10 protein-coding genes are annotated in these 10,498 nt (G+C 63.7%); 4 read left to right on the top strand and 6 right to left on the bottom strand.

The genetic code is table 11. The annotated features are described in order from the left end of the window. Positions 1-293 precede the first annotated feature (293 nt). Positions 294-671, top strand: coding sequence for a DUF6876 family protein (locus HEQ75_RS14370; RefSeq protein ID WP_168031705.1), 378 nt, complete (start codon positions 294-296; stop codon positions 669-671). 459 nt (positions 672-1,130) lie between these two features. Here the strand turns inward: HEQ75_RS14370 and HEQ75_RS14365 are convergent, their stop codons facing one another. Continuing rightward, on the bottom strand, positions 1,131-1,928 hold the full coding sequence (locus tag HEQ75_RS14365; protein WP_168031703.1) for an ATP-binding protein: 798 nt from the start codon (positions 1,926-1,928) through the stop codon (positions 1,131-1,133). An 80-nt stretch (positions 1,929-2,008) separates the two neighbouring features. Then, on the bottom strand, positions 2,009-2,800 hold the full coding sequence (locus HEQ75_RS14360; RefSeq protein WP_168031701.1) for a hypothetical protein: 792 nt from the start codon (positions 2,798-2,800) through the stop codon (positions 2,009-2,011). 278 nt (positions 2,801-3,078) lie between these two features. Here HEQ75_RS14360 and HEQ75_RS14355 point away from each other — a divergent pair, with 278 nt between their 5' ends. From HEQ75_RS14355 to HEQ75_RS14345, 3 genes are all read left to right on the top strand, one after another. After that, complete coding sequence (locus tag HEQ75_RS14355) at positions 3,079-3,693, top strand: hypothetical protein (protein ID WP_168031699.1); 615 nt, start codon at positions 3,079-3,081, stop codon at positions 3,691-3,693. A gap of 684 nt (positions 3,694-4,377) precedes the next feature. After that, positions 4,378-4,815, top strand: coding sequence for a DUF6641 family protein (locus tag HEQ75_RS14350; RefSeq protein WP_168031697.1), 438 nt, complete (start codon positions 4,378-4,380; stop codon positions 4,813-4,815). Between the two features lie 1,189 nt (positions 4,816-6,004). After that, positions 6,005-6,574 (top strand): tyrosine-type recombinase/integrase, encoded by a 570-nt coding sequence (locus HEQ75_RS14345; RefSeq protein ID WP_168031696.1) that lies wholly within the window; start codon positions 6,005-6,007, stop codon positions 6,572-6,574. A gap of 212 nt (positions 6,575-6,786) precedes the next feature. On the opposite strand, the gene arsK is transcribed toward HEQ75_RS14345, so the two are convergent. From arsK to HEQ75_RS14325, 4 genes are all read right to left on the bottom strand, one after another. After that, positions 6,787-8,037, bottom strand: a complete 1,251-nt coding sequence (gene arsK, locus HEQ75_RS14340; RefSeq protein WP_168031694.1) for an arsenite efflux MFS transporter ArsK — start codon at positions 8,035-8,037, stop codon at positions 6,787-6,789. Between the two features lie 127 nt (positions 8,038-8,164). Continuing rightward, positions 8,165-8,995 carry a substrate-binding domain-containing protein gene (locus HEQ75_RS14335; protein ID WP_168031692.1) on the bottom strand — a complete coding sequence of 277 codons (831 nt, stop codon included), beginning with the start codon at positions 8,993-8,995 and terminating at the stop codon, positions 8,165-8,167. Between the two features lie 23 nt (positions 8,996-9,018). Then, positions 9,019-9,741 carry an ATP-binding cassette domain-containing protein gene (locus HEQ75_RS14330; protein ID WP_168031690.1) on the bottom strand — a complete coding sequence of 241 codons (723 nt, stop codon included), beginning with the start codon at positions 9,739-9,741 and terminating at the stop codon, positions 9,019-9,021. After that, on the bottom strand, positions 9,741-10,445 hold the full coding sequence (locus HEQ75_RS14325) for an ABC transporter permease (protein WP_168031688.1): 705 nt from the start codon (positions 10,443-10,445) through the stop codon (positions 9,741-9,743). Before HEQ75_RS14325 ends, HEQ75_RS14330 begins: the two co-directional genes overlap by 1 nt. Positions 10,446-10,498: the final 53 nt, after the last annotated feature.

Genomic DNA, 10,498 nt, shown 5'->3' with positions numbered 1-10,498 from the left:
ATCCACCCGCACTCCGGCTTGCGCATGCGCTCGCCCCGTGAGTTCATCGCCCTGCAGTCAGCCAACCATGCCGCGTGTCCGGTTTGATGGGGGCCACTCCAGATTGCGCCAGGGCAGCATAGTGGGCTTGCGATTTTGGTGTGTGGATAATTGTGGATATTTTGCGCGGCTGTCTGAGCGTTGCGTGGCTGGCTTGGTGGCTGGAGATATTTAGTTTTGTCTGATGGAAAACTGCCGACCTAATCTGCGAGGCGTGCTCGATAGTGGTGAGCCGCTGAAAGGAGGCAGCCCACATGGATGCAAACACCCTACGAGCACAGCTTGCGCAATTCACAGGCAGTGACACATTCACACACCGCCAACTGCTGCGCCGCATGATCATGACCCAGGGCGTAATCTGGCTAGCGGATCAAGCGCAAGCCCACTGGCTGACTGATGTTATCGCCAGCTATCAGCACGAACCTCACATCAGCTCTGAGCATTTCCAGACGTGGCGTCTCAATGTGGATGAGATCACACGCACAGCCGTGATCACCATGACGGACGGCAATTCAGACACCCCGCTGGTTCAGCAGGTGATCGCCTACACCGATTTCTGCCTTGACGAGATCACACTCTGGCTGATCGCGCAGGGCGATCATCTCGTGCTCATGCTGCCCAGCGAGTATTGACGGGTGTTGTACGCCTAAATAGCGGCACCATGAGAGCACACGAATTCATCCCCCACCACCTGCTGTTGGAAACACAGCTCACTGTGGACCAGGTTCGCGCACGGCAACGGGCTTGGCTGTGGGCAGAACTGCAGAACGTCATGCAACTGGCACGTAAGGGAGCGGAGCAGAGCAAACCCAAGTCCAAGACGCATAAGTGGGCATGGAAAAAGCCCGCCAAGCCCCGCAAGCCCAAAGCGACCACACCCAGGCGCCGCAAGCCCAGAAGCGGTCCCATAGCTCCCGCCAAGCCCCAGGTGTTGGCTGATCCTGCGAGAGCCCAGCGACGTGTGGCAGCGCTGTTCCGCAGATGAACCAAGTTGCTTGGTGTAACACCAACCAACTCGCAGGTCCCAGATAGCACAAAGCCGTCCAGGTCAGGGACCATGGACGGCTTGGTGTGAGGTGACGGCAGTCAGATCAGGGCGTGTTCAATCCGTTCTGCGTGACGGTGTTCGGCACCATGCTCACCACCGGTGCCACCGTGCTTGCCACAGCCGCGATGGGCATCACGGGCGTGACGGTGATCGGCACCATGCTCACCACAGGTGCCACCACAGCCTGCGCCTGCTTCTGCCGTGCGCGGATCACGATCTCTTCCAGCTTGCGCATGAGTTCGCGTGCATCCTGCGACAGACCCAGCACTGCCAGCAGCGCAGCATCAGCCACCACCACATTCTCCGCAGCCAAGATCTGCTGCGCCCTGGACAGCCAATCCTGCGCGGCAGGGGGCATCACGCTCACGCAGTCGGAACGGCTGCGCAGCCCCCCATCCACGTCATGCAGGTGATTGGTGGTGCCGATCAGCTTGACCACTGTGTAGGTGTCCAGCACCGCACGCAGCTGCTTCTGCTCCGCAGCAGTCAGCTGGTCGATCTCATCCACGACCAGATAGGGATGGTGATCAGCCCAGTTGGTAGTCAGCAACAGATTGATGTGGTTTTCCACCTGCTTCACGTTGCTCTTGATGTCCAGCGCATGAACCTGCGCCAGATTGCCGTCAGGAATGCCGCACGCGATCAGCCGCTCGCGCACGATCACCTGTGCCGTCACGCTCTTGGCAGTGCCGTAGGGACCATGCAGCAGCAGGTTCCCGTGCATCTGATACTGCGCATAGAGCGCCAACTTCTGCCTCACCGCATCATGTGCGAACACCAGATCGGTGGAGCGCTGCGGCTTGTGCTGTTCCTCGAACAACGAGGTGGTAGTCATGCTCATGTGTTGTATCCTTTATGTTTGAGCATTTGGTGTACGTGACGCGGCATACGCAGCATGCCGCGCCTCACGCTTCTGCCTGATCAGGCAGCCTGCTGCTGCGAAGGCATGTTGCCGTTCACTGCGTTCTCGATCGTCTGCTGGCTGTGTTCGAGCGCAGCCTCTGCGTCCTGCGCTGCCTTGGCGTCACCGTGCTTGGCGATCACATCCTTGCCCACAGCATCCAACACAAGGCGCACCACCGAAGCGGTGTTGCTGCCCCACACCACCTCCAGCTTCTTTGTCTTGGCATTCATGCGCACCAAAGCCACGCTGAGTTCGTGCTCCTCGCTGTTGCTGGGCACCAGCGACTGCGGCACTTCCTTGAGCACCGCTTCGGCAGTGACCTGAGCCAGCGTGTCCTGCGCCCGCTTGCCCAGCTCGCGTGCCACCTTGGCGGGGCTGGTCTTGTCCGCGCTGTGACGACGCACGGCTTCGATGCCACCCTGTGCGGTGACCCAGGCAGACAGCTTCTCAGCTTCCACCTTGTTGCTGATGGCAGCACGCAACACCCGTGCATAGGCAGTGGTGCGTGCGTTCTTCATACGGAACACGTAGTGCACGATCTTGGTGCTCAGGTGCACGCCTTCCTTGTAAGTGAGCCCTTCCTTCGCGAGCTTGGCAGTGAACGCCTTGCGCTTGCTCACACCCGCAGCGGTCAGCGCGTCATGCACAGCGTGACAGTCTGCCAGCATCGACAGCAGCCGCGCATTCGTGCCCTGGAACATCTTCTCGTTCCATTCGTCCTGCGCGACACGCACGCGGTCGATGAAGGCGAGCGGATCCAGGTTCGACTGGTTCGCCTTGGCAGCCTTGGTGATGTTGGTCTTGGTCATGGTGGTTGTTCCTTCGTTCGATGGTCATGATGTCAGGGCGACAATCGCTGCTGACAGGATGAAAAGTACCACCCAATTGCAGAAGCACGACCGAACCAGTAAAGAAGCAATTCGATTAGTGCATGAGAGGCGTAGGTCGCATGCCAAGGACAACGAGCACAACTGCCGCACTCACACAGCGGGTGTTCCTGCACACCCCACCTGTGTCACGCCGCGGTCGTGAAGAGCCCAAGCGTGTGCAGCCACCCTACCCAGGCGCGCCCAGGCATGAGTGCTCGGTGTATTTCTTCTGGTGGGAGTTTCTGCGCTGTGATCTGGGCTACCAGGAATTCTGCGCGCGGGGCGGCAAGGGACGCGGCTCCAGGAAGTATGCCAAGCTGTATGCGGACTTCGGCGATGTGCATGCCACCAGCTTTCTCACCTGGTGGCATGCACGCGGTATGGAGTTGTTCGCAGAGCCTGCGGAGCGAGTGGTGCGTCGGCTCACACCGGGCGAAGCTGGCACCTATGATCCGGACATCGCGGTGGTGGCGATCCCGCTGTCGCTTTCGCTGCGCAAGATCAACAACCGCGTGAAGCACCTGCTGCGTGAAGAGGTGCAACGTGTGAAGCAGCACAAGCGCAGCCAAGCGCGATACCCTGTGGCATCACGTCCTGTGCTCAGCTCGCTGCACAAGACGCTCAGCGTGTATCGGGCTCGCGCTCAGCATGACGATCTCTACCTGTATGAGATCGCGGAGCAGGTGGGTGTGCGCAATGCCGCCTTGCAACATGATAGGCATGCACTGCGACGTTGGCAGACCAATGAAGTGGCGCGGCACCTGCGTGTGGCTCAGCGCCTGATTGAGCATGTGGTGCAGGGCAAGTTCCCTGTGACCAAGGTGTGCAGTTGAGTGGTGTTACACCACCCAACTTCATGTCGAAGCGGGAACGAGAACTAAACCTGCCGCACTGGTGTGTTACAGCCGAGATGGATCATTGGGGCGTCTTGTTGCGGCGCCTATGCATAGCACGATGCGTGCATTCGTGGCGCAGATGCGCAATCATCACCCTCAGTCGTTCTCGCGCCAGATCATCAGTTTCCTGCGCAGCTCTTTTCTCCATGTGCCACACGAGTGCGAGAACGGCACTGGCAGGCATATTGCGTCCTTGGCATCGGGTGCTGCTGAACCAGCCAAGCGAACGACCACATAATTCGCTCACATGATATTGGCTGCGTGCTACTCCCAGTTCGCGCAGCCAGTGGTAGATGGTTTGATCGGTGATTGATGGCATTCGCTATTTAGCGTGGCAGCAGCAGCGCAGTCACGCAGCCCAAGACGAGAGCGCTACAGCGTGCTCGGTGCAGAATTTGGTATTCAGGTAGCGCAGCCCATCACAGCGTGCTGTCGCGCTCTGCGAGGGCTTTCTCGTGCACGCAGCAACCTTCTCGCTTTTGAATGCAGGATCACGCAAGAAAATTAGGTGATGCATATCGGTTTCTATCTGAGCAGATAATCAGAACCAGCGACGTGTTTCCCACTCGACCCTTTTTGGTGATCACAGCAGACGAGGTGCGCCCACAAGGAGCACAGATGATGAGCCATCTCGCCAAGCTGATGATCACGCAAATGAAGCGCCAGAGTGCGCTGAGCCCACAGGAGGCACGACGCACCAAGCTCATCACCAAGTTGGAAGAGCAGCTCAAGCTGGCGGAGGCACTTGCCAAGGGCGAGCGCTATCTGGTCATCAAGCCCAGCTGGAGCCGTGATGCAGACGGCAATCGGGTGCGGGTGCAGCGCGAGCGGCAGGTGCGCCCCTGGTGGTGGCAGGAAGGTGAGGGGGTTGCCATGCTGGTCAGGTATGGGGCTCGATCGCTGGAACTCCACAAGGGCAAGCGTGCGGTCAGCATCCCAAATGCAGCCATGCTGCCTGGTGCCATCCACACGCTGATCGCAGCTGTGCGGGCAGGTGAGCTGGACGCAGCCATGGATGCAGCCATCACGGAGACCAAGCGGAAGTCAGGCAAGGGGTAACCCTCGCGTTCTGTCCAAATTGATCCCAGGCGCTGTGTGAGTGATCGCACGGCGCCTTTCTGTCTCTGGGCGATCTGGCTGCGGATTTCTGCATGAGGTCTAGTCTAGACCTATTCCCGGCACACATGTGATCTGTGCGCGGCATTTGTGATGGATATGGCTGATTGATCTATCGGTGTGATTGCATTCGCCCTTGTCAGGCACCTGCTACGCAGGATGCCCGTTGGCATCAGACAGCTTCACGCTGTCGCGTTCGCTGTCCTCGCCAATGACTTCACATCACGCTTTGAGTTCAGCATCTGGAAGCATCATGCATGGTCATGACTGATTGGCATCAGCATGTGTGGTCTGAGGCATTCGTTAGATTTCCGCTCACACGACGACTGTCCGCACAGTCGTCGTGTGAATTGAACCCTCGGATTCGTTGAGTTTCCAACCCAGCCCGTCTATTCGCAACCCGCTCATGCGGGACAGGTGCTGTTACGATTGCCTACCTTTACGCTAAATGCCTGCTCATCTGATCGCGCAGCTCACGGAGCTTACCACCGCGCGATGTCATGGATGTGAGATTACCGTCGTCATATCTCAAGTGCCCCTTGCGGGACTTGGTGATCATTCTCCGTCCTTCTGCACCACCAACGGCTACGCTTGCGCGGCAGTATTTGCGCAGGCACGCATCTGGGCGTGCTGACGACCAACTCGGTCGAATGTTCACATCGCTATTTAACTTGATGGCATGGCAGATTGCGATATTAGTCAGGGACTTTCTGCATGGCTGCCAAATGGGAACATGAGTGCTGTGGCGTGGTTCTCGTGCGTGGCATAAATAGCGATATGAGAACTTATGATGTGCCCACCCATGCCAGCGCCCCAGAGCGACACGCAGCCATCCAAGCCATTTGCGCAGCAATCATGGTGGTGCTCGCACGCACGCAGCGCCCAGCCAGCTGATCGGGTCATATACAAACTTTGTATATGGGGATTTGAGCCAGCTCTCAGCCCAAGGGTATATTCTCTACCCTGCGCTGAATGGTCTTGATTCCAAGACAAAGACCACATGAAATACTGAAACGATTAGGTTTTGCCCGAAGCCATTGAGGTCGTTGGATTTATGTGCGTTCTGGTTCTGGTCGCGCGCCCACAACCTATTAGTTTATACGAACAGAACGAAATCATTAGGTTTTGCGCGATGAGCCAAGCCCGCACACTGAACGCCAAGGAATTGCGCAAGGCGCTGGACCATGTGGCGTCTCGTCCGCACTCAGCACGCAATCGCATCTCGCTGCTGCTCACGCACTGGGCTGGCATGCGGGTGGGGGAAGTGGCGTCACTGCGCTGGTCAGACGTGATCGCGCAGGATGGGCACGTGAAGGCAGAAATCCGGCTTTCAGCTGCGCAGACCAAGGGGCAGCAGCCACGCACCGTGTTTGTGAGCGACAGGCTCAGGAAGGAGCTCATGACGTATCAGCGCAGCCAGGGCATCATCGTCCCGGACAGACCGCTGCTGCGCACCCAAAAGCGCGATGGGTTCTCAGCCAACACCCTCGCCCAGACCATCAACACCATCTATCGCAGGGCAGGGATGGACGGAGCCAGCAGCCATTCGGGACGCAGAAGCTTCATCACCACACTGGCACACAAGGGCGTGGGCGTGAGGGTGTTGGCAAGCCTGGCTGGGCATCGCAGCATCAGCACCACCCAGCGCTACATCGACGTCAATGACGATCAGAAGCGTGCTGCTGTGGAACTCATGGGCTGATCGCGCAGATCTTATGCCTGTGAATAAATACACAGCCGCCCAGATCATTGCGCAGCACCATCAGATGCGCAGCCGTAGCGAGTTAGGCAGACGTTAGGCTTAAGCGATCAGGGCAGATGTTCATCAGCGAAAACAACGCGGTAAGTGACATGCGAACAAGTACAAGCACTGCCACGGCAAGGGCTGAGACCGTCCCCGTTCGCCGGTCCCGCTCAGCCGGAGGTTGCGGGCGTCAGGCGCGGCTGCGGCGCCGCGCTGGCGGATAGCCTGGCCAGCGCGATGAGGGCCACCACCCCGGCCAGCCCGATCAGGACAAGCCCTGATAGCGCCCAGGCCGGGCCAAGCCGGGCGAGCAGGACGGCAAGGGCAAAGGGCGCCGCCGCCGTCGTCACCACCCGGATCGCGGTCAGGCGGCCCAGCCGCGCGCCGTAATCCGCGGTGCCGAACAGCATCAGCGGCACGGTGCCGCGGACGATGCTGATCAGTCCGGAGCCCATGCCGAACAACAGGGCAAAGGCCAGCGCACCCGGCAGGGCCGGCGCGCTGACCAGCAGCAGGGCCAGGCCGCAGGGCAGCAGGGCGGTGGACAGCACCGCCAGCCAGGTTGCCGCCAGCCGGCCGCCGAACAGCATGTTCACCAGCCGCGCCACCACCTGCGCCGGGCCGAACAGGGACCCGACCAGCGCGGCCGCGGCGCCGAGGCCCAGCGTGGCCAGCATCGGCACCACATGCATCAGGACGGCCGACAGGACGAAGCCGCCACAGGAAAACCCGGCTGCCATCCACAGAAAGGCCCGCGGGCGCGCGGCCGGGCTCAGCGAACCGGCATGGTGCGTGGCCGGCGCGGATCCGCCGGCCAGGGCCAGCGCCGACGCCTTGCGCCAATCGAGGGACCGGGCCAGCAGCAGGTGCAGCGGCGCGCAGATCCCCAGATGCAGCAGGGCGAAGGCCAGGAAGATCTCCCGCCAGGTGAGGTGCTCCAGCAGCAGCGCCGTCAGGGGCCAGAAGGCGGTCGAGGCGAAGCCGCCGATCAGGGTCAACTGCGTGATCCGCTGCTTCGCGGCGGAGCCCGCCGCCTGCGCCAGCGCGGCGAAGGCGGCATCGTAGAGCACCAGGGTCGCCGCCAGCTCGATCGCGACGATGCTGAACACGAAGCCCACCCGCCCCGGCGCCATGGCCGCGCAGGCCAGGGCCAGCGCCGAGAGCAGCGAGCCGACCACCATCACCCGCCCGGCACCGAGGCGGTCCATCTGCCGCCCGGCAAGCGGCGCCGCCAGCCCGCCGAGCAGGAGGGCGGCGGAGAACACGCCGAACACCCACTCCTGCGGCCAGTCCAGGTCGTGCGCCATCGGCGCGGCCAGGATGCCGAAGGCGTAGTAAAGCGTGCCATAGCCGATGACCTGCGTGGTCCCGAGCGCCCATACCAGGATGGTCAGCCGGGATTGGGTGCTGGAGAGCGACATGGCGAGCCTCGGAAGCGGTTCTGAGGCATAGTGCTTCGATGCATAGACCGTCAATGCCTCGACATGGCCGGCGCCAGCCGCGCCGGCGCCGCCGTGCAGCCGACCCGCCGGTGTTCTCAAGCGGCTCTCAAATCCCCGGTTCGGCCTGGGCTGCGTTCGGGAAGAACAGCGGCTCGCCATTGATCTTGTAGCCGGCGATCGCCGCCTGCCCGGCCGGGGAGACCAGCCAGTCGATGAAGCGCTGGCCATCGGCGCGCTTCACATGCGCATGGCGTTCCGGATTCACCAGCATGACGCCGTACTGGTTGAACAGCCGGGCATCGCCCTCCACCAAGATCCGCAGGTCCTGGCGGTTGCGGAAACTGAGCCAGGTGGCGCGGTCCGTCAGGATGTAGCCGCCCTGGGCGGCGGCGGTGTTCAGCGCCGGGCCCATGCCCTGCCCGACCTCCCGGTACCAGGCGCCGCGGCCGGAAGCGGGGTCCACCCCGGCCTGCCGCCACAGCCGCAGCTCCGCCGCATGGGTGCCGGAACGGTCGCCGCGGGAGATGAAGGGCGCCCGCGCCTGCGCGAGGCGCGTCAGCGCCGCGGCGGTGTCCCGCAGGCCGGCGATGCCGGCGGGGTCGGCGGCGGGGCCGACGATGACGAAGTCGTTGAACATCACATGCTGGCGGCGCACGCCATGGCCTTCCTGCACGAAGCGAAGCTCCGCCATCCGATCGTGCACGAAGACCACGTCGGCATCGCCGCGGCGGCCGACATCCAGCGCCTGGCCGGTGCCGAGCGCCACCACGCGCACGGCGATCCCCGTCTCCCGCGTGAAAAGCGGCAGGATGTGGCCGAACAGGCCGGATTGCTCCGTGCTGGTGGTGCTGGCGACGGTGATGCTGCGGTCCTGCGCCAGGGCAGGCAGGGCGAGGCCGAGGGCCAGGCCGGCCGTGAGCAATAGGCGGCGGAACATGACGTTTCTCCCCTTGTCGTGGATCACCACAGCAGCGCGCCGCGCAGGAAGGCGGCGGCCTCGGCGCTGGGTGGGTGGTCGAAGAAGCGGGCGGCGGATGCCTGCGCCTGCAGCCGGCCGCGGTGCAGGAAGACGATGTCGCCGGCCAGCCGGCGGGCCTGGGCCAGGTCGTGCGTGGTCATGACGATCTTGCAGCCCCGCCCGGCCAGGGTGGCGATGATCGCCTCCACCGCCGCGGTGGCGGTGGGGTCCAGGCTGGCGCAGGGCTCGTCGAGGAACAGCACCTCCGGCCGCAGCGCCGCGGCGCGGGCCAGCGCCAGGCGCTGCTGCTCCCCGCCCGAGAGCCGCCGGGCCGGGCGGTCCGCCAGCGCCGCCAGCCCGACCAGCGCCAGCGCCTCCGCCGCCCGCCGCGCCTGTTCGGCGGCTGGCAGGCCGGCCAAGGCCAGCGGGTAGCGGCAATTCGCCAGCACGGAGCGGCGCAGCAGCACCGGGCGCTGGAACACCATGGCCTGGTGCCGCCCCGGGTGCCGCGCCGGCCCCTCCCAGGTCACGCGCCCGGCGCTGGGCGGCAGCAGCCCGTGCAGCAGGCGCAGCAGCACGCTTTTCCCGGCGCCGTTCGGCCCGATCACCAGCGTGGGCGGCCCGGCCTCCAGCGCCAGGGTCACATCCTGCAGGATGGCGACGCCATTGGCGGTGAAGCCCAGCCCCTCCGCCCGCAGCGGCAGGATGGCGTCCGGCGCGCGCATCAGCCCAGGCTCCGCTGCGCCGCATCGCGCAGCCCCTGCGCCAGGGCGTTCACCCCCAGCACGATGGCCATCAGCACCAGCCCCAGCGCCAGCGCCAGCGGCAGGTCGCCCTTGCTGGTCTCCAGCGCGATGGCGGTGGTCATCAGGCGGGTGAAGCCCTCGATGTTGCCGCCGACGATCATCACCGCGCCGACCTCCGCGCTCGCCCGGCCGAAGCCGGCCAGCAGCACGGTCAGCAGGGCGAAGCGGCCATCCCACAGCAGCGTCGGCACGGCGCGCCAGGGGCCGGCGCCGAAGCTGCGGAGCTGTTCGGCATATTCCTCCCACATCGCTTCCAGCACCTGGCGCGACAGCGCGGCCAGGATCGGGGCGATCAACAGCGCCTGGGCGATGACCATGGCCGTCGGCGTGAACAGCAGGCCGAGCGACCCCAGCGGGCCGGAGCGGGAGAGAAGGACATAGATCAGCAGCCCGGCGACCACCGGCGGCAGCCCCATCAGCGCGTTCAGCGCGACGATCACGGCGCGGCGGCCGGGAAACCGGGCGACCGCCAGCAGCGCGCCCAGCGGCAGGCCGACCAGCGCCGCCACCGCCACCGCCGCCAGGCTGACGCGCAGCGACAGCAGCACGATGCCGGCCACCGCCGGGTCCGCGGTTGCCACCAGCCCCACGGCCTGGACAAAGGCGCCTTGCAGGTCATTCATCCCGGCGGAGGCTGTGGGTGGCGGCGCTTGACGTCAACCGCGATCCGTTCCTT

Source organism: Falsiroseomonas selenitidurans (assembly GCF_012103215.1).
GTDB lineage: Bacteria > Pseudomonadota > Alphaproteobacteria > Acetobacterales > Acetobacteraceae > Falsiroseomonas > Falsiroseomonas selenitidurans.
The sequence above is the reverse complement of the archived record's forward strand: the minus strand, read 5'-3'. Positions and strand labels throughout refer to the sequence as shown.